Source organism: Microcoleus sp. w1-18aA5 (genome assembly GCF_036701705.1).
GTDB lineage: Bacteria > Cyanobacteriota > Cyanobacteriia > Cyanobacteriales > Microcoleaceae > Microcoleus.
On record NZ_JAUPTE010000051.1, the window covers coordinates 24,745 to 48,420 of the forward strand.

29 protein-coding genes and 1 tRNA gene are annotated in these 23,676 nt (G+C 46.3%); 19 read left to right on the forward strand and 11 right to left on the reverse strand.

From position 1 onward, the window contains the following. Positions 1–105: 105 nt before the first annotated feature. Positions 106–1,086, reverse strand: a complete 981-nt coding sequence (gene holA / locus Q5691_RS18245; protein WP_333215763.1) for a DNA polymerase III subunit delta — start codon at positions 1,084–1,086, stop codon at positions 106–108. A 177-nt stretch (positions 1,087–1,263) separates the two neighbouring features. Between holA and Q5691_RS18250 the strand changes: the two genes are divergently transcribed. The 3 genes from Q5691_RS18250 to cbiE are packed head-to-tail and all read left to right on the forward strand — an operon-like array spanning position 1,264 to position 3,618. Continuing rightward, complete coding sequence (locus Q5691_RS18250) at positions 1,264–2,004, forward strand: DUF1868 domain-containing protein (protein WP_333080749.1); 741 nt, start codon at positions 1,264–1,266, stop codon at positions 2,002–2,004. Next, the gene (locus Q5691_RS18255) at positions 1,994–2,317 is read left to right on the forward strand and encodes a hypothetical protein (RefSeq protein WP_333346106.1); all 324 of its coding nucleotides are present in this window, start codon (positions 1,994–1,996) and stop codon (positions 2,315–2,317) included. The genes Q5691_RS18250 and Q5691_RS18255 overlap by 11 nt, the downstream gene beginning before the upstream one ends. Continuing rightward, entirely contained in the window at positions 2,314–3,618 is a 1,305-nt protein-coding gene (gene cbiE / locus Q5691_RS18260) for a precorrin-6y C5,15-methyltransferase (decarboxylating) subunit CbiE (protein WP_333346109.1), read from the forward strand. The genes Q5691_RS18255 and cbiE overlap by 4 nt, the downstream gene beginning before the upstream one ends. 31 nt (positions 3,619–3,649) lie before the next feature. Here cbiE and Q5691_RS18265 read toward each other — a convergent pair whose 3' ends face one another. The 4 genes from Q5691_RS18265 to Q5691_RS18280 form a co-directional block, all read right to left on the reverse strand. Then, positions 3,650–4,534, reverse strand: a complete 885-nt coding sequence (locus tag Q5691_RS18265) for a CPBP family glutamic-type intramembrane protease (protein ID WP_333346112.1) — start codon at positions 4,532–4,534, stop codon at positions 3,650–3,652. A 78-nt stretch (positions 4,535–4,612) separates the two neighbouring features. Continuing rightward, on the reverse strand, positions 4,613–5,653 hold the full coding sequence (lpxD, locus tag Q5691_RS18270; RefSeq protein WP_333346115.1) for a UDP-3-O-(3-hydroxymyristoyl)glucosamine N-acyltransferase: 1,041 nt from the start codon (positions 5,651–5,653) through the stop codon (positions 4,613–4,615). A gap of 143 nt (positions 5,654–5,796) precedes the next feature. Further along, entirely contained in the window at positions 5,797–6,114 is a 318-nt protein-coding gene (locus Q5691_RS18275) for a YkvA family protein (RefSeq protein ID WP_333036095.1), read from the reverse strand. 401 nt (positions 6,115–6,515) lie between these two features. Continuing rightward, positions 6,516–7,631 carry an SPFH domain-containing protein gene (locus Q5691_RS18280; RefSeq protein WP_333346118.1) on the reverse strand — a complete coding sequence of 372 codons (1,116 nt, stop codon included), beginning with the start codon at positions 7,629–7,631 and terminating at the stop codon, positions 6,516–6,518. 322 nt (positions 7,632–7,953) lie between these two features. Here Q5691_RS18280 and Q5691_RS18285 point away from each other — a divergent pair, with 322 nt between their 5' ends. The 5 genes from Q5691_RS18285 (at position 7,954) to Q5691_RS18305 (ending at position 9,260) form a co-directional block, all read left to right on the forward strand. Beyond that, positions 7,954–8,145: a hypothetical protein gene (locus tag Q5691_RS18285; protein ID WP_333346121.1), complete on the forward strand. Its 192-nt coding sequence runs from the start codon at positions 7,954–7,956 to the stop codon at positions 8,143–8,145. A gap of 68 nt (positions 8,146–8,213) precedes the next feature. Beyond that, on the forward strand, positions 8,214–8,441 hold the full coding sequence (locus Q5691_RS18290) for a hypothetical protein (protein WP_333346124.1): 228 nt from the start codon (positions 8,214–8,216) through the stop codon (positions 8,439–8,441). Next, on the forward strand, positions 8,434–8,631 hold the full coding sequence (locus Q5691_RS18295; RefSeq protein WP_333346127.1) for a DUF7689 domain-containing protein: 198 nt from the start codon (positions 8,434–8,436) through the stop codon (positions 8,629–8,631). The genes Q5691_RS18290 and Q5691_RS18295 overlap by 8 nt, the downstream gene beginning before the upstream one ends. A gap of 154 nt (positions 8,632–8,785) precedes the next feature. Continuing rightward, complete coding sequence (locus Q5691_RS18300) at positions 8,786–9,043, forward strand: hypothetical protein (protein WP_333346130.1); 258 nt, start codon at positions 8,786–8,788, stop codon at positions 9,041–9,043. Continuing rightward, a complete protein-coding gene (locus Q5691_RS18305) occupies positions 9,033–9,260 on the forward strand; it encodes a hypothetical protein (RefSeq protein ID WP_333346133.1) in 228 nt (75 codons plus the stop codon). The genes Q5691_RS18300 and Q5691_RS18305 overlap by 11 nt, the downstream gene beginning before the upstream one ends. Positions 9,261–9,354: 94 nt before the next feature. Here Q5691_RS18305 and Q5691_RS18310 read toward each other — a convergent pair whose 3' ends face one another. After that, the gene (locus Q5691_RS18310) at positions 9,355–12,900 is read right to left on the reverse strand and encodes a hypothetical protein (RefSeq protein ID WP_333346136.1); all 3,546 of its coding nucleotides are present in this window, start codon (positions 12,898–12,900) and stop codon (positions 9,355–9,357) included. 30 nt (positions 12,901–12,930) lie between these two features. Then, the gene (locus Q5691_RS18315; protein ID WP_333346139.1) at positions 12,931–13,329 is read right to left on the reverse strand and encodes a hypothetical protein; all 399 of its coding nucleotides are present in this window, start codon (positions 13,327–13,329) and stop codon (positions 12,931–12,933) included. 236 nt (positions 13,330–13,565) lie between these two features. Between Q5691_RS18315 and Q5691_RS18320 the strand changes: the two genes are divergently transcribed. After that, positions 13,566–13,835, forward strand: a complete 270-nt coding sequence (locus Q5691_RS18320; protein ID WP_333346142.1) for a type II toxin-antitoxin system ParD family antitoxin — start codon at positions 13,566–13,568, stop codon at positions 13,833–13,835. Beyond that, a complete protein-coding gene (locus Q5691_RS18325; protein WP_333346145.1) occupies positions 13,832–14,140 on the forward strand; it encodes a type II toxin-antitoxin system RelE/ParE family toxin in 309 nt (102 codons plus the stop codon). The genes Q5691_RS18320 and Q5691_RS18325 overlap by 4 nt, the downstream gene beginning before the upstream one ends. Positions 14,141–14,169: 29 nt before the next feature. Here the strand turns inward: Q5691_RS18325 and rlmD are convergent, their stop codons facing one another. Then, positions 14,170–15,582: a 23S rRNA (uracil(1939)-C(5))-methyltransferase RlmD gene (rlmD, locus tag Q5691_RS18330; protein WP_333346149.1), complete on the reverse strand. Its 1,413-nt coding sequence runs from the start codon at positions 15,580–15,582 to the stop codon at positions 14,170–14,172. Between the two features lie 8 nt (positions 15,583–15,590). Here rlmD and Q5691_RS18335 point away from each other — a divergent pair, with 8 nt between their 5' ends. Beyond that, positions 15,591–15,968, forward strand: coding sequence for a hypothetical protein (locus Q5691_RS18335; protein WP_333312262.1), 378 nt, complete (start codon positions 15,591–15,593; stop codon positions 15,966–15,968). Positions 15,969–16,064: 96 nt separating this feature from the next. Further along, positions 16,065–16,550, forward strand: a complete 486-nt coding sequence (locus tag Q5691_RS18340; protein WP_190746013.1) for an allophycocyanin subunit alpha-B — start codon at positions 16,065–16,067, stop codon at positions 16,548–16,550. A 234-nt stretch (positions 16,551–16,784) separates the two neighbouring features. Here Q5691_RS18340 and Q5691_RS18345 read toward each other — a convergent pair whose 3' ends face one another. After that, positions 16,785–17,048, reverse strand: a complete 264-nt coding sequence (locus Q5691_RS18345; RefSeq protein WP_333346152.1) for a hypothetical protein — start codon at positions 17,046–17,048, stop codon at positions 16,785–16,787. 331 nt (positions 17,049–17,379) lie between these two features. On the opposite strand from Q5691_RS18345, the gene Q5691_RS18350 reads away from it, so the two are divergent. Together Q5691_RS18350 and Q5691_RS18355 are read left to right on the forward strand one after the other, a co-directional pair. Further along, on the forward strand, positions 17,380–17,781 hold the full coding sequence (locus tag Q5691_RS18350) for a helix-turn-helix transcriptional regulator (RefSeq protein ID WP_190733505.1): 402 nt from the start codon (positions 17,380–17,382) through the stop codon (positions 17,779–17,781). An 18-nt stretch (positions 17,782–17,799) separates the two neighbouring features. After that, entirely contained in the window at positions 17,800–18,201 is a 402-nt protein-coding gene (locus tag Q5691_RS18355) for a helix-turn-helix domain-containing protein (protein ID WP_172192721.1), read from the forward strand. 127 nt (positions 18,202–18,328) lie between these two features. On the opposite strand, the gene mazG is transcribed toward Q5691_RS18355, so the two are convergent. Together mazG and Q5691_RS18365 are read right to left on the reverse strand one after the other, a co-directional pair. Beyond that, positions 18,329–19,156 (reverse strand): nucleoside triphosphate pyrophosphohydrolase, encoded by an 828-nt coding sequence (gene mazG / locus Q5691_RS18360; protein ID WP_333346155.1) that lies wholly within the window; start codon positions 19,154–19,156, stop codon positions 18,329–18,331. 178 nt (positions 19,157–19,334) lie between these two features. Then, the gene (locus Q5691_RS18365; protein WP_333211633.1) at positions 19,335–19,964 is read right to left on the reverse strand and encodes a metal-binding protein; all 630 of its coding nucleotides are present in this window, start codon (positions 19,962–19,964) and stop codon (positions 19,335–19,337) included. 72 nt (positions 19,965–20,036) lie between these two features. Between Q5691_RS18365 and Q5691_RS18370 the strand changes: the two genes are divergently transcribed. From Q5691_RS18370 to Q5691_RS18390, 5 genes are all read left to right on the forward strand, one after another. Next, positions 20,037–20,108 (forward strand) — tRNA-Val (locus Q5691_RS18370). Positions 20,109–20,294: 186 nt separating this feature from the next. Then, complete coding sequence (locus Q5691_RS18375; protein ID WP_333211636.1) at positions 20,295–20,678, forward strand: hypothetical protein; 384 nt, start codon at positions 20,295–20,297, stop codon at positions 20,676–20,678. A 98-nt stretch (positions 20,679–20,776) separates the two neighbouring features. Then, positions 20,777–21,856: a CAF17-like 4Fe-4S cluster assembly/insertion protein YgfZ gene (ygfZ, locus tag Q5691_RS18380; RefSeq protein ID WP_333346159.1), complete on the forward strand. Its 1,080-nt coding sequence runs from the start codon at positions 20,777–20,779 to the stop codon at positions 21,854–21,856. A 174-nt stretch (positions 21,857–22,030) separates the two neighbouring features. Beyond that, the gene (locus tag Q5691_RS18385) at positions 22,031–22,408 is read left to right on the forward strand and encodes a hypothetical protein (RefSeq protein ID WP_333346161.1); all 378 of its coding nucleotides are present in this window, start codon (positions 22,031–22,033) and stop codon (positions 22,406–22,408) included. Between the two features lie 99 nt (positions 22,409–22,507). Continuing rightward, positions 22,508–23,257, forward strand: a complete 750-nt coding sequence (locus Q5691_RS18390; protein ID WP_333211640.1) for a DUF72 domain-containing protein — start codon at positions 22,508–22,510, stop codon at positions 23,255–23,257. The last annotated feature ends 419 nt before the right edge of the window (positions 23,258–23,676 follow it).

Here is a 23,676-nt window from a genome sequence, read left to right on the forward strand (position 1 = left end):
TCTATTGACCTTTTGCCCCGTGATCTGGCATCAAGCACATAGCCGAAGAAAGAAATTTGTTATAAAAATTTACAGTAAAGCGCCGCTCCTGTGCTCTGTCGCGCATCAGCGAAACAAGCTAGAAAGTTCTATAACTTTGGTTTGCAGGGTTGAGATTTCTTCTCGGCCCCGTTTTAAAGAAGCTTCTAACTCTAGGAGCAAAGGCAAACTTTTTTGCAGTTTTTCTAAGCTGGCATTCTTGACTTCTTGCCGAAAATAGTATACTCGTTTCGGATTGCCGAGATCTAGAGCTTGAGCAATTTTATCATCGCGATCGCCCGCTTGGATCATCGCCTTTACCCACAGCCAAATCCGAAACTTACCAGTCAAGCCAGCCACAATTCTCAAACCAGGCTCGCTGCGGCCAGTTAAGCCTGCCAGTAAATCCAAAGCGGCGGAGGTATTGCCCTCGCGAATCGCATCGGCTAGCTGGAAAGTATTTTGGGCGTGACAGTGTACCAGTGCTGCCACTTCCTCCGGGTTCAGAGGTTGGCTGCGGTTGCCGGCAAACAGTCGCAATTTTTCGAGTTCGCTGTATAGCCCGCGGGTATCGCTGCCAATGGATTCGGCCAAAAGTTCGATCGCTGTGGCGGTCAATTTTACGTTCATTTCGCCCGCGACTTGGCGCACCCGCTGGGCTAATTCTTTGTCATTCCAAGGCGGAATCGGTGAAAATTCCCGCACTTGGGCGGCGGACTGGGAAATTAACTTGGTAGATTTGAGCCGGCTGTCGGGTTTTTTGACGGATGTTAGCAGCAGCACGGTGGTGTCGGGAATCACCGGCAGCGTCCGTTCAAATTGTGCTAACAGTTCTGGAGAACACTGCTGCGTTACAGTAGTATTGGCCAGCCAGACAAAACGGCTGCCGGTACCGAAGGGGGGCGTTAAGGCTCGATCGAGCCCTTCGACCACAGCTCCGGCGGAATCGGCAATAATCTTGTCATAGTTAAAACTAGCCCAGTTGGGGTCGAGGACTGAGGAGCGCAAACTTGTCACAGCCTGCGCCATTGCAAAGTCGTCTTCCCCCCAAAACAGGTAAATTTGCATGATTTAACGCTCAGTAGCCCAAAAAATCAAAGTTGCAGGTTCCGCAAGTCCAACATATCCTGAATAGGGCTGTTGGAAGCCCGCACCATAATATAAAATTTGGTGTGGGAGTTTGTCACCGCGAGGAAATCAAGATTGGATGATACTTATCAAGCTTACGTAAATCGGGTGGCGCGAATGACGCTGCTGGACTCCTACAAGTCCCAGGTGGAACACATTCAGGAATCTCCAAAATTTAAGCCCGACGAAGCAGGCCGGAGATCTCCTGTACCTTTTCCAGGTTATTCAGTGATTACGCCGCCTGCGGGGGAAGATGCAGAAAATGCTGCATTTTATAGTAATTTGCAGTCGAGCCAACAACGGCTATTGCAGGAAATAGGGGAGGGTGCGCTCGTGGCACTGCCTCCTGATAGCTTCCATTTAACCGTAGCCGATTTAATTTGGAACAGCGCTTTTCGAGATGCCTCTGATAAAAATCCAGAATTTGAGGAGCAACTGCGCTCGCGCATGGCCGATGGTTTTGCCGCCTGCAAACCCTTGGCGGGCGGCGCTCCCATTCGCTGGATAGTGCTGGGGTTGATGGTGATGACTAGGGCTGTGGGTGTTTGTTTGGCACCGACGGACGAAAACTCTTACAAGCAAATTCTGGAGTTTCGCCGATCGATCTATCAAAATCCCGATTTAATGGCTTTGGGAATTGAACAGCAATATCATTTTACGGCCCACATTACTCTGGCTTATTTTGGGGACACCGGGCCGAACCTTGACCGCGATCGCTTGTGCGCTTTGCTGTCAGAGTTGAACGAGCAATGGCTGGACACGCCGCAAGAACAGTCCGTACACCGAGTGGAACTGCGGAAGTTTGACGACATGACCACCTATCTCCGACAACCGGAATGGCCTGTTTTTGAGTTTTAACGAAGGAAGAGGGAAGAGGGAAGAAGGAAGAAGGAAGAAGGAAGAGGGAAGAAGGAAGAAGGGAGAAGGAAGAGGGAAGAAGGAAAATTTTTTCCCATCTCCCACTCTCCCCATCTCCCCATCTCCCACTCTCCCCATCTCCCCATCTCCCACTCTCTCGCCCCCTCTCCCCCTCTCCCCTGTGACAACAGTCAGGATATTGCCTATTAAATGCTTTAATTATTTTTGTTTGAAAGTAAACTCAAGGAAAAAATTTATGAAAAACCAGGAAAAATCAGTAATTCTGGTTTTTTACTTTTTGCTTAAAAAGTGATAATACACGTAGTTGGTATCGGTTTAGATGGAGCTTCTGGGCTGAGCGAATCGGCGCGGCAGGTTGTAGAAATGGCCGCTCTGCTAATAGGCAGCGACCGCCTTTTGAGCTATTTTCCCCAGCACGACGGAGAGCGCTGGGCGTTGGAAGATTTGACCGAAGCAATTCTGGAAATTCGGCGCTGGTGGGCGACTGAACCCGAATTAGATCCCTCTGCGGGGACGGTGGAAACCCGCGATCGACCGATCGTAATTTTAGTGGCGGGAGACCCCCTGTTCTACGGCTGGGGAAAGTTGTTAATTGCCCAATTGCCACCCGAAAAATTAACTTTTCACCCCCATGTCAGTTCTGTGCAGTTGGCTTTTAATCGCTTGAGAATCCCTTGGCAAGATGCTCATTGTGTAGGCTCTCAAGGACGCTATTTTGAGGAGCTGACGGCGAAGCTGAAGCTCGGTGTGGAGAAGATTGCGGTGCTGGCGGACGAAGCTCACACTCCGGCTTTACTGGCAAGTTTGGTGAAAGCTCTAGATTTGCCGACACGCTACAAGTTTTGGGTTTGCGAAAATTTGGGGGCTGCCGAGGAACGGGTAAGCCGCAAGTCTCTGGAAGCTTTGCTGAGAGAGTCTTTTGCACCGCTGAGCGTGGTGGTGATGCTGCGGGAACCCCCGCCGAGGGCAGAACCTTTGGATTTGGAAAAGTTGCCTTTGTTGGGAATACCGGATGCAGCTTTTATCGGTTGTGGCGATAAGCCTGGTTTGACGGTTGAACGGGAAGTGCGGGTGTTGGTGTTGGCACAATTGGCTTTGCAATCGGGACAAGTTGTCTGGGATGTGGGTGCTGGTAACGGTTCTGTGTCGATCGAAATTGCTCGTTTATTCCCGCAGTCTGAGGTGTACGCGATCGAACAAACGGTTTCTGGTAATTCTGCGATCGAGTTCAACTATGGCCGTTTTGGGCTGCAAAATGTGTTCTCGATTCACGGAACCGCCCCGGAAATCTTGCACCGCTTGCGTCCTCCGCACCGGATTTTTATTGGCGGTAGTGGCGGAGGGTTGACTAAAATTTTGGGCGTTTGCGCGCTGCGGCTGCTCCCTGGAGGCTCGATCGTGCTGGCTTTGGATGCTTTTGAGGATATTGCTACTGTTTTGAGCTGGATTGGCGATCGGGTGCGCCGGGAACCGCACTGGAGTTACCGAATCGTGCAAGTGCAGTTGTCGCGTTCTGTGGCTGGGGGGAATTCAACTCGTTTTGATGCGTTGCGGCCTGTTTCGATTGTGACGATCGATCGACACTTGAATTAATGTCGGAATTTTTACCGCAGATTTAAGCTGATTAGCGCTGATTAACGCTGATTTGAGTCAGGAAGAGTAAGGTTGCGGTTGCTAGTAGCAATAAAATGCCGGCTGCACCTGCTAGAGGTTTTGCTGCTATTCCTGTAATCCATTCCGGTGCGCGGCCTGTGGGATTAATTGCGCCTTCTGTATCTACGGTAGTTATACCCCAAATCCAAGCTGCGTGAATGCCGATCGCCAATCCTAAACTGCCATTGTCGGCGATTCGGGCTAATGTTAAAACCATCCCCATCAGCCACAATCCGGGCAGTTGCGGTAGAGTTTCTTTGGCGGTCCAAATTAGATGGGCGATCGCGAAAATGAAACTGGCGATCGCTGCTGCGATTAGCATTGAGTAATCTTGCTGGAGGATTGTTTGCAAGCAGCCGCGAAAGATTAACTCTTCTGTGGCGCTAATCCACAGTCCTAATAACAGAGTCAGCAAACTAGCCGGGTTGAAAATTAAAGTCCACAAATTAATTTTTTTTTCGCCTGTTTCCGTGGAAGCCTCGCTTTTTTTTAGCTCGATCCAGCCTGTGGCTAATTGCAGACCGAATAAAATTACTAAGCTAATTATTCCTAATCCTAATCCCCGCATTAATGACATCAAAACTGCGGGTTGCCAATCCCAACCCCAGTTAACAAAAGATGTGTTTTCGATCCAACTTGTCGCCCATAAAATGAAGGGGACAATCACGTAGAGGGAAGCTAGTAAAGGTAGTTTTTTGTTTCCCAGGGGTTGGGGTGGATGCCATTTGAGGGCGATCGCCAGCACAATTGCTATGGGCAGCCACACAACAATCCAAGTTGAGAAAAACAAGATTATTTTGACAATTGCTGGTATGGACGGCGACAGCAGTCGCAGGTTGTTTATGCTATTCCACATTTAATGGGTTGCAACTATAATACTGTTGACTGTTGACTGTTAATTCTTAACTAATGACTAATGACTAATAACTAATGACTACCGATCGAGCTTGCGCTGAATTTGCCTCAAAGACTGGTACATTTCCGGCAAACGGTTGTATACGGCTGCGGCTTTGAGAAATAGTTTGTGGGGAATTGCTGGAACTCCCGTCACGATCGCACCTGCGGGCACGTCGCTGTGAATTCCAGCTTTAGCAGTGGCGATCGCCCCATCTCCGATTTGGGCTTGATTAGCAATTCCTACTTGACCTGCCAAAATTACATTGTTGCCAATTTTTACTCCGCCAGCCATGCCAACGTGAGCGGCAAAAACGCAATTTTTCCCTACTTGACAGCCATGACCTACCTGTACTAAATTGTCAATTTTTGTATTCTGGCCGATGCGGGTTTCTCCGACAGCGGGCCTGTCGATCGTGCTGTTGCAGCCAACCTCAACGCCCTCTTCTAATACCGTGCAGCCAGACTGCTCCATTTTCACCCATCCTGTGCCTGTCGGCACGAACCCAAAACCTTCGGAACCGATCGCCGCACCGCTGTGAATCACGCAATTTGCCCCGATGCGAGTACGTTCGTGGATGACACAGTTAGCGTGTAAAACAGTGCCTGCGCCTATTTCCGCATCTGGGTAAATTACAACATTTGGATGAATGCAAACGTTGCTGCCAATTTTGACTTTTGCTTGAATAACGACGTGGGGGCCGATATAGACATTTTCACCAATTTCTGCTGAGGGGTGAACGACGGCTGAGGGATGAATTTCCGATGCTGGGCGAAACGGTTGATAGAAAATGGCGATCGTTTCAGCAAACACCAATCGCGGATCGGGTGCGGCAATCCAAGCAATGTTGCGATCGTCACATTGAGCTTGGAGACTTTCATCTAAGGGTAAAATTAAAGCCGAAGCATTTGTAGTGGCTGTATGAGTGGCAAATTTAGCGCCTTCTATGTAACTGATAGTACCGGGTGCAGCTTCATCAACAGGGGCCGCACCTGTAATTTCTGGATCGGTAGCAACCGACGCTGTGAGGGTGCGACTGGTGGCTAAGTTAAGTTTTTCTACTATTTCGCTAAACTTCATCTATAAAAATTGGTTGTTAGCACAGATGGATCATAGTTAAAATTACCAGTTTTGGAGCACGATCTGAGCAGTGGCCATTTAAAAAACAAAAACCCCGATTTCTTGAAGAAGTCGGGGTTGTAGCGCTCGATTATTTTTGGCAATTATTTTACAGAAACTGCATCTACGTCAACGGTGCTGCCGTTGGCTTCAGAATAATTCGCACCGGTGGCTTCGGATGCTGAAGCTGTCTCTGTTTGGCGAGATTTAAAGTAGTCGATCGCCATTTGCGAAACTTCGGAAATCAGCAGCACAGCAATTGCCACATCGTCAATTTGACCGATGACTGGCAGGAAATCCGGGGCAATGTCGATCGGGCTTACCAGATAGGCCAGGGTTCCCAGAATAATCCACCAGCGGTATTTGGGGTTGCGGAGGGTGTCGCGGTACCAGTTGTAAACAGATTGTATAGAAAAGTTCATGGGGTTGTCCTCTACTTATATTTTCAATCTTGACAAATTCTCGCTCGAAATGCTTGTGGAGATATCCCCCCTAAGATTGGGAAGAGACTTCTACCGGGGAATATAGGGAATTGGGCCGGAGGGATTTGTCAAGCTGTGTCGGAAGGGCGGGGACTCTTGACAACGCCCCTACAGAAACCTGACAGATGAAAGGCGATGGAATTTATCTGCGTTTATCAGCGTTTATCTGCTTTTATCTGCGGTTTAAAACCATCTTCATCTATTACGTGTATGTAGTGATTAAATCTAGTTACTTAGATTGGGATTTTTTAACCGCAGATGTCAGCAGATAAACACAGATGAACGCTGATGGGATTTATCTGTGTTTATCTGCTGTTTAAACAAATCTTCATCTCTCTCACTCACGAATTTTGAAAGATCCATCTTTGGTCGCCGATCGCAATTTCGCAGCCATTCGGCAACCAAAAAGGCTCGTTAGCAGCCAGCCTCTGCCCCCCTACAAAAGTGCCGTTGGAACTGCCACTATCGACAAGCTGATATCGCTGTTTGCCAATTTCGTCAGTGGCCCGGCGGATTTGAGCGTGGTAGCGCGAACTTTGCGGGTCTTGTAATACTAAAGTGTTGGTTGGTTCGCGTCCAATTGTAAAGGGATTGGCTGTTAGGGCGATCGCTTCTCCAGAAAGTTTGTAGATTAAATATGCGGTTGTTTTGCGATCGCTGCTTGCGAGTACCGTTGGTGCAAGTTGGGGAGGATTTCTCCCAGGAGGGAGACTGTTTTGAGCAAGTTGTTCTGTCAGTTGTTGTAAATCTCGATCGAACCCGGCTGCTGTGTCTGAAGCTGGAAGACTCGCAGGAGAATTACCTGAAATTAAGTTTAACTGCTGTACGGGAGATTGAGGAACAATCGGACGGCCTGCTTCGGCAATTCTCATTTGCAGGGCCGCCGCATTTTCTGCTTCCTGTCGGGCACTCATTCCCTCAACTTGGCGAATAACTCCGTTGGTTTCGGGAAAGCTGACATCGCCAATTCGCACGTCTTCTAAGTTAAAACCTAGAGTATAAAAATCTTGGACGCGATCGAGCAAATTTTGGCGCAGCAACAGCCGTCCTTGACTGATAAGCTGTTGTAGGGGTATTTGCCCGATCGCTAATCCCATACAATCCTTAACTGCACTTGCTAAAACAGCTATAGGATCGGACAACTCCAAAGCTACTCGTTTCGGATCTATAACTTGATAAATAACAGTCAGAGTAGCATCAATTAAAAACCGATCCTTAGACAAAAAATCTCCGTGCGACTGCACGTCCAAATTGCGGAGTTTGGTGTCTACGAGGACAATTTGAGCCTGTTCCAGCAGGGGAAGGGCGAAGCTGAAATGCCGCCCGGATTTTAGGGTACGCACGGCGCGGCCGTTTTTGACCAACAAACCCGTGTAACCCGCCCCTATAAAGTCCATACTAAACCCGGCCCAGCGTTCTGGAGTTATCGTTTGAATCAGGGGAGAAGCGTTGTTCATGGGAGGGAGTTGAGGGAGGGGAGATTCTATTTTTAGGGTAACAAATTGCTGGGGGCGAGCGATCGGGCGGTGTGCCGGTTCCGCAACCTCTATTCTATACTTCTTCTGGACTCTCCGCGATTCAGGCCGGACTGGATCTAGCTTGCATCTAGTTGATGGTGGGGGCGATCGAAATACTGTTCGTAGGGTGCGTCCGATCCTTCAAACCTGTTGAAATCGAAAGAATTAATGTCTAACGCACCCTACAATTTGGTTTAACGGTGACTAAAGGTGAGTAATTTATTGGCTATACTTAAGGCATCATGCTAGGAGCGTAAGTCAGATGAATACGATCGCGATCGCCCTTTCAGATGAGCGCCTCCTGAAGTTACAAAAACTCGCCAACGACTTGGATGTATCGATAGAAGAGTTAGTTTTAATAGGCATCGAAAACTTACTCGCACAGCCAGAAAGTCTTTCACCCAATACTGCTCAATATATCCCAACAAAAATGCTAAAATTCCCCCTGAAATAGTTGACAAGTTTTATGCACTAGCCTCGGATTGGGAGAAAGATGTTGCTGGACTTTCTTCAACTGCCCAAATGTCTCAGCATCCTGCCTATCTGGAAATTATTAGTATGGGAACACAAATCGTGCCGCTGTTGCTATCGGAACTGAAAAGAAATCCCGTTTACTGGTTATCGTCGTTGACTGCAATTACGGGTGAAAATCCCATTAAACCAGAACAAAGGGGAAGGGTAAAACAGATGGCATCAGCTTGGATAGATTGGGGGAGAAATCAAGGCTACGCGATTGAAGAGAATGTATAGAAAACCAGAATTTGAATTTAAGTTGCCCAATTTGTCTCGCACGGATTATCAAGTTACCAGGCCTAAATCTCAAGAATATAACTGCTTTGCATGGGCTGCTGAGGAAGACGATCGTTGGTGGCAACCGATACCTGAAGAGCAATTTTATTGGCCTGACGGTGTGCCGCAAGAGGAGACTAGAGAAGCGTAGATTCAGGCTTATCAAACGCTGGGATATGAAATTTTTAATGGCGATCGCGACAAAATAGTAAAATAAGCTTAACAATTGAAAAGTGAAACTTAGGTTATGTTAAAGTGTAATCAACAAGACCGTTTTTGTACCCTAACGCACGGGAATCAGTGCCATGTCCATTTCCAAACCTGAAAAGCCACAGTATTTAAAACCGATTAATTACCCCGATCTTCAAATGCGATCCATCGCCTACAGTTTAGATACTTTAATTCCAGGGATCTACATTTGGCTGGGTGCGCTCAAAATTCGGATTGGGGGTAGCGAGCCCGAAGAAAACTATCCGGGGACTATTCACAGTCCCATTGGCATTGCTTTAGTATTCCCTGGCTACCGCATTTACAGCACTTATCAAGGTAGCTATGACCCTTGATAAGCATAAGCTTGACGGTATCCCTCAAATTACTGTAAAAACCTTGCCATCTACCGAATTTGAGTTACTTCTATTGACAGCAGGCTACGGTAAAATGGGTACGGCTCCGGCTCAGGGAAATCGTATGAAAGTCTGGTGGACTCATTCTACTTTTAGACGCATTGAAGCTATTTATAGTCCTGATGGAACTGTTGCTATTACTGCTTATCACGTTTAGACTTATAGTTAAACAAACCCAGAAGCTTTTATTGACTTTTTTGATAAGAGAGGGCGATCGCACTTTCGGAAAATAAGGACGATCGCTCTTTGAGTTACTTGGCGAAAGGGGTCATATTTACAATATCTGAAGCCCAAAACAAATACGCTAAAAAAGCATACTGTTTCCCTGTTTCTAGTCGATTAGCCCATTCAACCATTCCTTCTAAATCCATTGACACTTGACCCTGAAAATCGGAAGTTGGTAAAACCTGATTGTGTAAAGCTTGTAAAGCTTGCACTACAGCCACTAAATTTGGACGGTTTTCATAGTCAGAAGGTGAGAATTCCCCGAATAAATTTCCTATTTCTACCTCTGTATCTAGCACTAACTGTAAAGCTTCCTTCATAGGAGCAACTAGACGCTGAATATACTGTTGAAATTCTTTTTTTCCTTGCTCATCTAAATCGGGAAGTCTTGCAAAATCTCGAATATGGGCTGCAAATAACGATAACTTGGACACCGAAGCAATTAGCTTATGGCCCACTTCTAAACGCGGTTCTGCCCAAGTTGTTAATCTCAACTCAGTTAAAGCATCTGGAGGAATAGGATGAGGAGCTAAATTCCACCACTTCAATTCAAGCTGTTCGTCATTGGATAACAGAACAGTTAGGGAAATGCGCCATGCTGTAGCATTCAAAGACTTGCCTTTGACTAAGGGTATAATGACGACAAAAGGCCAATTTAAGTCAATCACATGGTGTCGCAAATCCTTGTTCTTAACTTCCAAAAATGCCTGCCAGATCGCACTCAGTACCCTTTCCAAGGAGTTGTATACTTCTACAGGATTTTCGCCATCAATTTTTATCCACAGTGTCCGTTCCTGTCTCCAAAGAATCTCTTCAGATATAATCTGAAACCGTAGGCTTTCAGACGAAATACTTCGTAACTCTTTTTTGAGATTGTTTCTAATTCTTTTTTTAGTATAATCAAATCGATTGGCAGACTCCTGTACGGCATTCTGTAAGCGTAAACCAGGCTGAGATGTAAACAAATACCAGAGATTCCATACACGCCTATAGACTACCTGTTCTTGACCATCCAAAGACTCCAATTCCTTGTCATTGATAAATTGAGCCAGCAACTGTCTAAAGTTCTTGTGGAGCTTGGGCAAAACTTGGATTGTATTAGCTAGGTTGAAATTGGATATACGAATCACATGAGGTTGAATCCCTTTTTGTTGGGCGATTTCAATTATTTGGTTTTTGGTTGCCTCATTGTTCTGTTCAGGCTTCAATCCTTTTCCCAAGACTGGATTTAATGCCATTCCATGAATTGCTTGGCCAAAAAAGTTATAAAGAGTGGTGGTGTAAGTTCCAAAATTATTTAAAAAAGGCTTGTATAATTTGAGCTTTTCTTTAGCCTCTTGACTTGATGAATCAGAGCTTAATTCATCAATAAAACCCCATTCATCAACAGCACAATGAGGAAGCAAGGGTTGGTTACGTAGGATATGCTGACAATAATCCCATCTTTTTGCGTCAATTAATTTTCCAATTAACTGAACGTTCTTTGAGTGACGGAAGTAGACTTCTAAACCCTGTTCTAGTTGTTTGAGTGCTTGGAGTACAGTCTGTCTGAGATTGAAAATTAACTGTGTATATTCCTGCCAATTTTTAGGTCTAAAAGGTTGTAGCGCCAATCCTCTAAATGTTGGATTAACTGAGAGCAGCCATGAGATAGGAAAATACGACTTGGGAATACCGGTCTTTTGAGTTTCATCGAATGGAAGCTCACCTAACCACACCCTGTGACCATAACCTTGACAAGCATACAATTCTCGATCTGGCAGCAGTCTTCTTAATAGTTCGCATCGCTGCACGGCTTCTTCATGGAAGCGATTTTTAGTAGTTTCGGCTTCTTGTTCGTCTTCAGATTGAGAGCCATTTTGTTGCTGGATATCAACAATAAAATGAGCCGTAAGTTTTTCTCCATCATCTTCCAATGCTACTGTTTGCGTTTCTTGCCTAAAACGATTCATAAGTCGAGAGCGATTCGTCTCCAGCCAAGAACTAAAGCCGTCTTGATATCCGCAAGACATCCCTAGCATTAAATCAGCTAATATCTCGATGGGGAGCGCATCAATTGCTCGGTCAATCTCATAATTAGAAAGCCATTCTGCTAAAAGCCAGGATACTCCAAAATGTCCTATCCAAAATATTGTTTCCGCCATACCAGACCAATCCACATCAGATGAGGGTGCTGTAGGTTTTTGAGTCCGACTTGACAACCATGTTTCAGCACGTACAAACACCTGCTTCTTATCTGTCTGACGAGATTGAAAAGCTTCTATTCGCCGTCGTCCTTCTGGAGGAAGTGTATGTCCCAACTCGCTTAACCACAATCTCCCCCAGCCAGGAGTAGCATCTGCAATATCGCAATCTAATACAGACAGAAAACCATTTCCTACATCTTGATATATTTCTGCAAGAAGTTGTTTATTAGCTTCAGCGTATTCCTTAATGCCTAGCCAAATTAAAGCCCGCGTGACTCCTGCTATTGCAGTCCACTGTTGTGGCTGATATGAGGTAAGAGAGTTTAGCAAAGGTTCAATTTCAAACCGATGACGGGAGAAGGCGTAAAGGAGAAAACTTTCAACATCCCGTTCAAAGATGAATGGCAAACAGATGCTAGCACTTTCCGACCAGGGTGAAAATGTTGAATCGCTTAGAAGGTCAGCAAGTATTGCTGAACGTATAGGATGTAATCCCTGTATTAGGGAACCATCCTCACTAAGCCTAAGTAAATACTCTTTTTCAAATAGTTCAAAAGTTCTTTTTGGCGCAGTTAAAGCTAAATGTTTTACAAGGGGTCTAATCTGCAACCGAGATTCAAAGGCTGACGCTACAGAAGCCAATCTCAAGAGTTCAATGGTTGCGTCACCTAGCTTTCCTGTTGTGGCTTCATCCTCAAGTCGTCTTATCTGTTGTGAGAGTCTTTCTCGAAGAGAATTTCCCTGAGTCACCAGATAGACAAATTCCATGAGGGGGCCTTCACCGCCAAATTTGTTCCAGGCCTCCTCAAAAGTCAAGAACTCTGCTGGAAGTTTCTTGTTTGTAAGAGATTGATAGATTTCCTGCGCCTCAATTCGATTGAAGGTCAGTTCGACTCCAGAAAATTGAATTTCAGCACCAGAAATACTGGCTCGACGAAAATCTTCTTCGCGAACCGTGACCAGAACTCGAATGTTTCTATGAGTAGATAATTCCTTGACTAACTCAGTCCAACCAATATCGTTGGGTGAAACATCCAAGTAAACGGCAATCGGCATACCGATAGCATTAGCTTTATCGCCTATAGCTGTCGCAATACTAAGAGCGTGTTTTCTGCTATCAATTAGTTGAACTTTAAAGCGCGATTTGTCGGAAAAGAATTCGCGAAGATAGCGAAAGGCTAAAGTCGTCTTGCCTTGACCAGAAGCGCCGTGGATAATAATGACTCTGTTTTCTTCAAATTTTTTAGCTATTTCTTGTAAGTTTTTATGACGCAAGACATCAACATCAGCCAAAATATGCTCGTAACGAGCTGAAATTCCGCGATAAAATTCATCGGATAATTCATCTTTTACTTGGGCATCAATCTCTTGCTCTTCTAGAGGCACAATTACCCGTTCCCCTTCGGGCGAGTTCAGTCAAAAGTTCTGGGTAAGATTCTCGATGGAACCTCCCTGAATGTTTCCATAGATTTTCTCTGCTATGTTCGTAATATTCTGATTTGTTTGTGGCTGAGACTTAACAGCATCGGCCAAAGCTTGAACTGCCACCGCGATTTCAGAGTCGGATTTTGCTGCTGACTCAACTTTTTCTACCAAAACGGCTTCTCCATAATCCTCTGGCTGCTGTTCAACTAATTCTGGATGTTGTGCTACTAATTCTATGGCACTTGCCGTATCAGGAGACTTGCGCTTAAGCAGTTGCATCAACTGGCCGCCTTTCTCCACCAATACCTTTTCTCCAAAAATTTCACCTGTTTTTTCAATTGCTTTCGTTAAAAACAAAGTTGCGATCGCGCCAGCCGTGAAGGGTTCCATATGTTACCAATTGTAAATGGAGTGAGTTAGCTATGTAGCTTTTCATTAACTATCCTAGCTTCAAGAGTAGAGAAGCGTCAATGATTTACATCCAGACAAGTCTTTAGTTTGAGCCACATATCCCTCCTAAAAAGAGCGATAGCCCCTACATTAACCAATCTAACTGAAGGCGTGAAGCGCCGCTATCCCGTAGGGAATCGCCTACAATAGAATCAACACTCCTCATCTCAAACACCATGCAAATTGTTTTGCCTCCTGAAGTCGAAGCCCTCGTGCAGCGCCAACTCACCAGCGGCAAATACAACAGCGCGATCGACGTTATCCTTGCAGCGATTAAACTACTCGAACAACAGCAAGACATTTATCAAGGACGACTGCAAGAACTCCAACGAGACGCACTGATTGGTCAGCAAGCATCCCAACGCGGTGAAGTCGTAGACGGTGCAACCGCAATGGCACAAATTCGAGCTAATTTGCGATCGCGCTACAGTTCAAAAGAAACATGAGTCCAAAATTTCGCCTCACCCAACCCGCAATTCAAGACATTGAGCAAATTGCAGACTACATCGCTAGTCGATCGGGACTCGATCGAGCTGATCGCTTTTTAAGCAATCTTGACGCTAAATTCGCCAAAATTGCTCAATTTCCCAATATGGGACGACAAAGAGACGAAATTTTACCCTTGCTTCGCAGTCTCTCCATAGACAACTATCTCATCCTCTATATGCCGATCGGACAGGAGGTAGAGATTTTTCGAGTTGTCAGTGGTTATCGAGATTTGTCAGCCCTCTTCACCGATGCTGATGATTGAATTTAACTAAACAACGATCGCCCTTCCATTCACCTGACCAAAAACGCCGCACACTCAACATGAGAAGTCTGAGGAAAGAAATCCGCCGGCTGCACTCGCGCTAACTTATAATCCCCATTTTCGCACAAAATCTTCAGGTCGCGAGCCAAAGTAGCAGGCTTGCAGCTAACATAAACAATGCGATTTGGTTTGATTTCCTTGATAGCTTCCAACACCGCGCGATCGCACCCTTTCCTCGGCGGATCTAGCAGCACAATATCCGGTGTCAATCCCAAGGAAGGCAGCAAACTCTCTACAGTTCCCGCCTGAAAATCGACATTTCTCACGTCATTTAACTCAGCATTTAATTTGGCTTGTTCGATCGCCGCCGGTTGCACTTCTAAACCTATGGCTATTTTTACTTGTTTTGCCAGAGGTAAAGTAAAAGTACCAATGCCGCAGTAAGCGTCAACCAAAACCTCGTTTCCCTGCAAATTCAATTCCCCTACCATCACCTCTAACAACGCTTCAGCCGCCTCTGTATTTACCTGAAAAAAAGTATCGGATCTTAGCTGAAAATTCAAACCAGCAAATCTTTCTCGCAGATAAGAACGGCCCGCAATGCAGCGAGTTTCGGCACCAAAAATCACATTAGTTTGATCGGGATTTATATTCAAACAAACCCCTGCCAGTTGAGGATATTGTTTCAGCCACTCTGATGCTTGCTCTTCGAGTCCCGGTAACTCTCCAGTGCGAACTATTAAAGTTAGCAGCATCTCGCCGGTGCGCCGTCCGATTCGCAAGGACAAGTGACGCAATTCTCCTGTATGTTTCTTTTCGTCATAGACTTGCCAATCCCGCCAGTGGATGTCTTCTTTGACTTCTTTTAACAAAGGATTGAGGCGCGGGTCTTGCACCGGACACTGATTGAGATTGACTAATTTGTGAGTGCTTTTTTGATAGTAACCTGCTTGGACTTGACCTGTTGCAGATATTGCCACCGGATAAGTCGCTTTGTTGCGGTATCCCAAAGATTGGGGAAATCCCTCGATTTTTCCCGTTAAAATTTCATCAACTTGCAGATTGCTAAATCCGCCAATCCGTTCTAAGGCTTGAATGATTTGATTTTGCTTGGCTGCAAGCTGATATTGATAGTCTACGTGCTGCCACTGACAGCCCCCGCACTTGTCGGCGACAATGCAATTAGCTCGGATGCGGTGTTCGGATGCTTCCAGAAGTGTGTCCAGCTTGCCTGTAGCATAGGTGGATTTGACTTGCACGAGGCGCACAAGGACTCGATCGCCCGTTACGGTATCGGGCACAAACACTACTAACTCACCAAAACGACCAACTCCGTCGCCGGTGTCTGTCAAGTCGGTAATCTCTATCTCAATCAGTTGACCTTGCTGGCAAGGGTTTGCCAATTTTGTCGATTTTGGGGTGGGGAATTTAGATTTGGTCACAAGTAGTCATGGTAGGATTTAATATGGTAATGCAATATCGCTCTCTCTTTCTTGAGATAAGTCGTAGCGAAGCGGGGCGTAAGCCATCGCACTCAAGCTCAATTGCAGGCTGTCTTCCTGCTGCTGAACGTCTTGCTGCTAAAGCTAAGCTTCAACCTGCAAGTCAAGCCTGCCGTGAGTTGCCTCGATCGATCCTGTGCGATATGCTGTTGGGGCGAGGTAGCAAAAACTCGTTAAACAGTCAAAGTGTCTGCCGACATCAAAACTCTCACTCGCAGTTTTTGAGTTTTTCCCGCAGTAGCCTGGAACACAGGGAAACTGGCTTGAACATCAAGCATAACGTTTGCGGAGATTTACCCGCTACTTCTAATGTTGATAAATGTTAGAAGCAAAGTAAATCGCCCAATCAAGAATCTCATCTTTAAGGGATGAGCATGTCAATTAATCTTACTCTCAAATATCCTCAATTTTTTTGAATAACAATGAGCGTAGTTAGCCAACTAATTCTCCAAGCCGACGACGAACTTCGCTATCCCAGTACCGGCGAACTTCAAAGCATCAAAGATTTTTTTAAAACCGGAGAACAGCGGGTGCGTATTGCTACTGCGCTGTCTGACAGTGAGAAAAAAATTGTTGAAGAAGCTAGCAAAAAACTCTGGAAAAAACGCCCTGATTTTATCTCTCCTGGCGGCAATGCTTACGGCCAACGCGAACGGGCTTTGTGTCTGCGCGACTACGGCTGGTACTTGCGCCTGATTACCTACGGTATCTTGGCGGGTGACAAGGAGCCGATCGAAAGCATCGGTTTGATTGGCGTTCGGGAAATGTATAATTCTCTGGGCGTTCCTGTTCCTGGCATGGTCGAAGCTATCCGCTGTTTGAAGGAAGCTTCTTTGGCTTTGCTCAATCAGGATGATGCTAAGGAAGCAGCTCCTTATTTTGATTATATCGCTCAGGCAATGTCTTAATTGCTTTGGTGATTGCTTTCATGAATGTGGCGGAGCATTCGCGGGTGATGTTTGGGGTGATTTTATCTCGCAATTGCTCGCAAATGTTTCGCTTCTGTTTTTTGGCAAGGAAGAGTTGACAGTTGACAGTTGACAGTTGACAGTTGACAGAATCAAAGGCAAGGGTTTGAGCAATTAACAGCGTCCTCACGGTTGGGTGCGGTTGCTAGCGTTAGGAAATCTGCTTGATTTCTGCTAGGAAGCAATGCTGTTTAAGCTTTCCCAGATGTTGAGTTCGTCTTGTCTTTTAATGCACATTTGATTTAAAAAGTCAAGTGTTTTTGGGAGAGATTGTTTTTTGAATTTCCGGCTGTCGTAGTGAATGGATGTTTTGAGCTGCGATAGTTCTCCAAGGGTGGGGCAGGTTTGGATATGATGGGCGATCGCATTTTGCCATTCTTCCAGCCTGCGGTAGCTGACAAACAGGCCGCCTCTATCCCGATGGTGGACGAAAACCACGAAAGCCCATGATTCGACTCGCTTAATCAGGTTTTGGCTGATTTTGAGCAGTTGGGCGATGGCTACGCCCCGGCTTACGCCTACGACCTGACGGTGATGCGGAGCTTTTTCGAGGGTTGGATGCGGCGAAACAGTGCTGTCATAGCTGAGTCACTCCTGAACTTGGGTGAGTTAGTTGGTGTTCGTCTTTGGATCTTACTATATCATATCATTCTACACGAATGCAGAGAACTTGCAGTAATGTTTCTAAATGTGTAATGCTCAAACCCTGTGTGCTGCCTTGAGCAAGGCAAAAGTACAGCTAGCTTAAGAGTTAAATTGGATCTGTAAAATGCCGGGATTTCTTGACTTTAAGGCTGTCGTCGATCAGGAAAAACTGCGCCCTGTGCGATTTACGGATACGGGACGCGGTAGATTGGGCAAACTTCTGAAAGCAGCTAGAGAGATTCGGGGGTGGTCAATTATTGAAACAGAAATGGTCACAAAAGAATACGAGGCCGCTTTGTTTCGGACAGCCGGAGATCCTGTACCAAAAGATGTCGGTATTAGTAATGCTACTGTTAGTCGCTACGAACGCGGGAAGTTAGAAAGTTTGGATTGGCGATCGCTCTCTCTGTTATGCTTTGTCCTCAAGCCGATCGATCCGGTGACAGGGGAAGCCCTCGAACCGACAAATGCTTTATATATCGCGTGCGAACATCCCCCATACAACGATGCGAAGCTCTATGACTAGATTATTTGCAGATAGGTAATGTCAGGACTCTCTAACAAAGCTGTGGTAGACAAAGAGCAGGAATTGCGTCCCGTTCGCTTCACTGAAACGGGGCGGATGCGTTTGGGGAAGATTTTAAAAGCCGCAAGACAGACAACAGGCTGGTCTGTCAGCGAAACAGAGTTCAAAACAAAGGGATATGAAGAGGCGCTGTTCACAGCTACAAATCAACCCGTACCCAAAGATGTGGGTATCAGTGCCGCAACAGTCAACCGTTACGAACGCGGGAAGCTGGATAATTTGGATTGGCGATCGCTCAGTCTGTTATGCTTTGTCCTCAAGCCGATCGATCCGGTGACTGGGGAAGCCCTCGAACCGACAAATGCGCTTTATATCGCTTGCGAACATCCGCCGTACAATGACGCGAAGCTTTACGAATAGTTGATTGCTGACATCGGGACTGATGCAACCAAATTATTGAGATTGGGAGTTTTGAACCGCAGATATTAGCGGATGAACACAGATGAACGCTGATGTCTTTTGATCTGTGTTGATCTGCGGTGATTGATTACCGATCGCCCTTTTGTTTAGCAATTAAAGCTTTAGCTTGCTGCCACAGAGATTCTAACTCTTCTGGGGCATAATCTGACAAAGGTCGATCGCACGCAGCCTCCACCATAGCAAACCGCTGCACGAAGCGATCGTTTGTTCCCTGCAAAGCAGCAGACGGATCTAAATCGTACCAGCGAGCTAATTGAATCAACACAAACATAATATCTCCCAATTCTGACTGCTGCGCTGCCTTATCCTCGTGTTTGAGAGCGTGTTCAAATTCTGCCATTTCTTCGTGAAATTTATCCCAAACGCCCTCTACACTGTCCCAATCAAAACTCACTTCCGCAGCTTTTTGAGAGATTTTCATCCCGGCGGTTATCGGCGGCAAAGTGCTGGCATAACGGCTCATTTTCGAGGCTAAAGTTGGCGGCTTTTCCGCAGTTGTGCCTTTTTCTGCTGCTTTGATTTTTTCCCAGTTTTCGTTAACTTCATCCACACTGTTGAGTTCGACATCGCCGAAGACGTGGGGATGTCGCCGAATTAGTTTTTCTGTGATGCCCGCAGCTATTTCGGCAAAGGTAAATTGATTGGATTCGCTGGCAATTTGAGCTTGCAGAATTACCTGTAACAGTAAGTCGCCCAATTCTTCGATAATCGCATCTTTATCTCCTTTGCGAATCGCGTCGGCGGTTTCATAAGATTCTTCGATGATGTGAGGAATTAGAGTTTGGGGAGTTTGGGCTAAGTCCCAAGGACATCCGCCGTCTGGCGATCGCAATTTAGCCACAACTTCTATAAGTTCTGCGAGTGCTGTGAGCGATCGACTTTCAGAATTAGACATAATAATTTACCTTTTATATCAACCGCCAAGACGGTTATAACGTTGTTAAGAGATCCAACCATTGATTGTATTACTTCTTCTTCCTTCTTCCTTCTTCCTTCTTCCTAACATCCGTTACATCCGTTACATCCGTTACAGAATCCGTTGCCGAACTTCCTTCTTCCTTCTGCTGATTGTATTACTTCTTCCTTCTTCCTTCTTCCTTCTTCCTTCTTCCTTCCGCTATGGATTTGCTAGATGTGCGAGTGGGAGCTTTGATTTTGGGCCTCTTAATTGTCTTAGGAGGCCGCAACCCGCTCAATCCTTTCTTTTTGAATCTTTTGTAAGCCGAGCCGCCCCAATCGCTTAGATAGTGGCTCATAGCGCCTAATTCTAGACCGATGTAAACGGCTAAAATTTCGATGCGGTGTTCCCAGATCGATCGCCCGTAACTCAAAACCACATCCTGCCAATTCCCGCCTAAGTTCCCGGCTTTTTCGGCAATTGCCAATCCCAACATTCCGAAAACCGCGATCCAGATAGCGAGGTACAAGATTCGCAAAGCAGTGCCGATCAGAGGGCCGTGGGACAAAAAAGAGCGGTGGCGCAGGCTTTTTTGGTACGGGAGCCAAATGGGTTTGAACCATCCCCAGCGCTGATACTGGCACGAGTAGATATCCAAGTCGGGGCCAAACATCAGCCCGCCGAATAAGAAACTGCCGGAAACGAGCAAAGTCAGGTTGCTGCTCTGAGTCTGGCCAAAGGTGAGGGCTGCCACGAAGGGCAAACTCCACATGGTTATTTGATCGTGGGTGCGGCCAGAGGGCATTTAAAGTTTAGGATTTTTTTTACTTGATCTTTCTGAGTTACTGTGATATGATAAATCCCGGTGAGTGCAATTGGGTGATTAGCTCAGTGGTAGAGCGCCTGCTTTACACGCAGGATGCCGTAGGTTCAAATCCTACATTACCCATCCGATAACTCAATATCAACAGTTTCAGCCGTTTTTAGCCGTCAAGCCGAGAACGGCTGTTGCTGTTTAGGGTTGACTGTTGAATTTGGTGACGACTCAATTTAACATTCTGTGGCGGATGTCTCAAAAGTTGGCACCCAATGCTAGAAAATTAATTTATTGATTTTCTTTTTTAGAACCCTGTATATGAAGCCTAAAATAACTAGCCCGATCGCTTGGCAGCAAGCTGAACTGCTCATGCAGCCAGCGATGATCCGAGTGCTCGACAACATCCGCAAACAATTAGAGGAGTCAGTTTGGACGGGTACTTATCAAGAAGTGCAGATTCCCATTCCTGGCTATCAACTAATTTTAGAGCTTCAAGGCGAGCAAAGATGTATCGATATTTGGGAACTTTGCTATCGAGTCTGCTTTGTCAACTACCAGCCCGCCCACAGTCAAATCCAAAGCCAAGAAGTTGTAATTGATACTAGCTTGATTGATGATGAGACTGGCGATGTAGATTGGAATCGGCTTGATGCTAAAGCCAGCCAATTAATCCAAGAAATATTCACCAATTTGGGCAAATAGTCAGTTGTCAGTTGTCAGTTGATAGGAAAGCAGTAGTTAATAGTCAACAGTCATCAGTTATCAGTCATCAGTCAACAGTTAACAGTCAACAAAATCTTATGATTCAGGAATTGCACGACATTCAAGCAGCAGCCGGTGCTACTTTTGCAGAGTTAATAACCAAAGAAATTGTGCCAGTCAGTTTTGGTAACGACGCAGAAGCGATCGCAGCAACTAAACAAGGTGCGGCTTTGTACGATCGCACTCACTGGGGACGCATTCAAATCTCAGACAGCGATCGCCTGCGGTTCTTGCACAATCAAAGTACCAATAACTTTAATATACTCAAACCCGGTCAAGGTTGCGACACCGTTTTTGTGACTTCCACCGCCCGGACGATCGATCTCGCCACCGCATATGCTACAGAAGATGCCGTACTGCTGTTAGTTTCGCCCAACCGCCGCCGCCAACTGCTGGAATTGCTCGATCGCTATATTTTCCCAATGGATCGCGTCGAGTTAACAGATTTAACCGATACAACTGTTGCTTTCAGTTTCCTCGGCCCTGAAAGCACTCAACTATTAGAAAAAATAGGAGTTACCGAACTCGAAAATCAACCTTACGCTACTCACAAATTGATAAAAACCCCCCCTCTTTCCCCCCCTTACCAAGGGGGGGATGAAGGGGGGGTTCGAGTTGCGGTTGGTAGCGGTTTAGTAACTCCCGGATACACGTTAATTGCGCCAGCAAGCGATGCAGCCAACTTGTGGAAGGAATTAGTCAAAGCTGGGGCTGTACCGATGGGCGATCGAGTTTGGGAACAACTGCGAATCGAACAAGGACGCCCCGCACCCGATTTTGAACTCACAGAGGATTACAACCCCCTAGAAGCCCGCCTTTTACACACGATTACCTATGACAAAGGCTGCTACATCGGTCAAGAAACAATTGCCCGGTTGAACACCTACAAAGGAGTAAAACAGGAACTTTGGGGCGTGCAGTTGAGCGATGCGGTTGAACCCGGAACAGGAGTCACAATCGGAGAGGAAAAAGTTGGCAAACTCACCAGTTTTACGGAAACTGAATCCGGCTTTTTTGGTCTTGCTTACATCCGCACAAAAGCGGGCGGCGAAGGACTGAAAGTGCAAGTCGGATCGGTGTCAGGGGAAGTAGTAAATGTACCTTTTTTGAGTTCGTAGTTGCGCTCGGTAGCCTGTTGACGCCGCAGCGCCCAAAACTTTTTTGTTGAGGTTGATTTGGGAAGAATGCTAATACCATAAATTTGCCCCAAGTCCTATCTTTAGATAGATTTGCAAACCAAAAACCGAAATTATTCTGTATTACAGTCGTCACAGAAAAAACAGAGTTTTTCAATGAAAAAGTTTACATCGCGCTTAGTTACAACTTGCCTGCGAGTTGGAATAATCTTTGCTTTAGGAATAGCGCTGATTTTTAGCTCCGAATTGGAATTGTCGGGCAACAAAATGCAAGCGATCGCTACATCTTTAACCCCTGAAGCTAAGTCTTACGAAGTTGCCCGTCCCGATCGCCCGCCAACAACCGATATCGAGAAGGGAGGAAATGATGCCGTTGACAATATCCGAGAAAAGCTGAATCTCGACCAACCGATCGCCCCCAGTACCAAAAAATTTATAGAATCGGTAAAAGATAACGTGGGCGAAGCAGTTACGCCGGGACAGAAAGCAGTAGAAAAAGCGGCAGAGCGAGGTAGGAGCGAGCGAGCCAAGTAATTCAATCGCATCCAGTTTTAAAATATCATATTCTTAGTCCGCCTGCGCGGACTTTGTTTGTTCAGTAGCGATTTCCAAATCCGAATAATGGAAGGGATAATGAACCCGGATTCGATTGTTCATATTGGCACTTCAGGTTGGAGTTACGACCATTGGGAAGGTGTGCTTTATCCCCACCAGCTACCGCCTCGCTCTAGGCTAGATCGCTATATCCAGCACTATCAAACCGTCGAAGTTAATAGCACCTACTACCGCTGGCCACCAAACACTACCTTTGCTAACTGGCGAGAGCGCCTCCCCCAAGGATTTTTGATGACCGTAAAAGCGCCCCGTGGTCTAACGCACTCCAAGCGTCTTTATTCGCCAGAAAAGTGGTTGGAACGCATGAGTGAGGGACTTCAATCCCTGGGCGATCGATTGGGTATTCTGCTCGTCCAACTCTCTCCCCAGTTCGGCTGCGATTTGGCCCGCCTAGCTTACTTTCTAGAACAGGTTCCCCCTTGGATCAAAGTAGCTGTGGAATTCCGACACCCAAGCTGGCACACGGAAGAGGTATTTTCGCTGCTGGAACGCGAAGGAGCGGCTTACTGCGTCATGAGTGGCGCCCACCTTCCGTGTATCCTGCGTGTAACGGGTTCATTCGTCTATGTGCGACTCCACGGCCCCGACGCCAACAATCTCTACGGCGGCTCCTACTCGGATGATGATTTGCACTGGTGGGCCGATCGCATCCACGAGTGGGAAAGTCAAGGGCAACCTGTGTTCGTCTACTTCAACAACGACGGAGAGGGAAATGCAGTGAGGAACGCTTCAAAGCTAAAAGCTTTTGTGGAGAATGGTACTTCATGACAGACTCTGATTGAGAGTGTCCCCATTCTTTTGGGCGCATTCAAAAACGCTCCGCAGTTCCTTGAAGCTGAATTAGAAATCGGAGGTGGCGTTCGTCTAGGTTATTGTTTGACGATCGCACTCACCCCGAACCCGCACATCCAACTCAACATCACCCAGCACAAGCCGATCGCATTCAACTCAACATCACGATCGCACTTTTGCTTCCATTTCAAACAAATCCCGCAGGGTGCGCTTGACCGAAAGGAAACACGAAATACTCCGTCAGTTTCTCGATGCAATCATTAAACTGAAGTTCCCCCATTGACAAAAGGCGTCGGAGTATGTAGGGTAAACCTTTGGACTGTACTTTAGACTAAATAAAGATGAGAACGGTGGCTTTGAGAAGAACTAAAGCCACCGCGCCGGGAGAGAATAAG

Excerpts from the sequence above, each read along its gene's own strand:
- holA (WP_333215763.1), bottom strand. The coding sequence starts at position 1,086 with ATGCAAATTTACCTGTTTTGGGGGGAAGACGACTTTGCAATGGCGCAG.
- Q5691_RS18250 (WP_333080749.1), top strand. The coding sequence starts at position 1,264 with ATGACGCTGCTGGACTCCTACAAGTCCCAGGTGGAACACATTCAGGAA.
- Q5691_RS18265 (WP_333346112.1), bottom strand. The coding sequence starts at position 4,534 with ATGTGGAATAGCATAAACAACCTGCGACTGCTGTCGCCGTCCATACCA.
- lpxD (WP_333346115.1), bottom strand. The coding sequence starts at position 5,653 with ATGAAGTTTAGCGAAATAGTAGAAAAACTTAACTTAGCCACCAGTCGC.
- Q5691_RS18275 (WP_333036095.1), bottom strand. The coding sequence starts at position 6,114 with ATGAACTTTTCTATACAATCTGTTTACAACTGGTACCGCGACACCCTC.
- Q5691_RS18280 (WP_333346118.1), bottom strand. The coding sequence starts at position 7,631 with ATGAACAACGCTTCTCCCCTGATTCAAACGATAACTCCAGAACGCTGG.
- Q5691_RS18285 (WP_333346121.1), top strand. The coding sequence starts at position 7,954 with ATGAATACGATCGCGATCGCCCTTTCAGATGAGCGCCTCCTGAAGTTA.
- Q5691_RS18290 (WP_333346124.1), top strand. The coding sequence starts at position 8,214 with ATGTCTCAGCATCCTGCCTATCTGGAAATTATTAGTATGGGAACACAA.
- Q5691_RS18295 (WP_333346127.1), top strand. The coding sequence starts at position 8,434 with ATGTATAGAAAACCAGAATTTGAATTTAAGTTGCCCAATTTGTCTCGC.
- Q5691_RS18300 (WP_333346130.1), top strand. The coding sequence starts at position 8,786 with ATGTCCATTTCCAAACCTGAAAAGCCACAGTATTTAAAACCGATTAAT.
- Q5691_RS18305 (WP_333346133.1), top strand. The coding sequence starts at position 9,033 with ATGACCCTTGATAAGCATAAGCTTGACGGTATCCCTCAAATTACTGTA.
- Q5691_RS18315 (WP_333346139.1), bottom strand. The coding sequence starts at position 13,329 with ATGGAACCCTTCACGGCTGGCGCGATCGCAACTTTGTTTTTAACGAAA.
- Q5691_RS18320 (WP_333346142.1), top strand. The coding sequence starts at position 13,566 with ATGCAAATTGTTTTGCCTCCTGAAGTCGAAGCCCTCGTGCAGCGCCAA.
- Q5691_RS18325 (WP_333346145.1), top strand. The coding sequence starts at position 13,832 with ATGAGTCCAAAATTTCGCCTCACCCAACCCGCAATTCAAGACATTGAG.
- Q5691_RS18335 (WP_333312262.1), top strand. The coding sequence starts at position 15,591 with ATGGTAGGATTTAATATGGTAATGCAATATCGCTCTCTCTTTCTTGAG.
- Q5691_RS18340 (WP_190746013.1), top strand. The coding sequence starts at position 16,065 with ATGAGCGTAGTTAGCCAACTAATTCTCCAAGCCGACGACGAACTTCGC.
- Q5691_RS18350 (WP_190733505.1), top strand. The coding sequence starts at position 17,380 with ATGCCGGGATTTCTTGACTTTAAGGCTGTCGTCGATCAGGAAAAACTG.
- Q5691_RS18355 (WP_172192721.1), top strand. The coding sequence starts at position 17,800 with ATGTCAGGACTCTCTAACAAAGCTGTGGTAGACAAAGAGCAGGAATTG.
- mazG (WP_333346155.1), bottom strand. The coding sequence starts at position 19,156 with ATGTCTAATTCTGAAAGTCGATCGCTCACAGCACTCGCAGAACTTATA.
- Q5691_RS18365 (WP_333211633.1), bottom strand. The coding sequence starts at position 19,964 with ATGCCCTCTGGCCGCACCCACGATCAAATAACCATGTGGAGTTTGCCC.
- Q5691_RS18375 (WP_333211636.1), top strand. The coding sequence starts at position 20,295 with ATGAAGCCTAAAATAACTAGCCCGATCGCTTGGCAGCAAGCTGAACTG.
- ygfZ (WP_333346159.1), top strand. The coding sequence starts at position 20,777 with ATGATTCAGGAATTGCACGACATTCAAGCAGCAGCCGGTGCTACTTTT.
- Q5691_RS18385 (WP_333346161.1), top strand. The coding sequence starts at position 22,031 with ATGAAAAAGTTTACATCGCGCTTAGTTACAACTTGCCTGCGAGTTGGA.
- Q5691_RS18390 (WP_333211640.1), top strand. The coding sequence starts at position 22,508 with ATGAACCCGGATTCGATTGTTCATATTGGCACTTCAGGTTGGAGTTAC.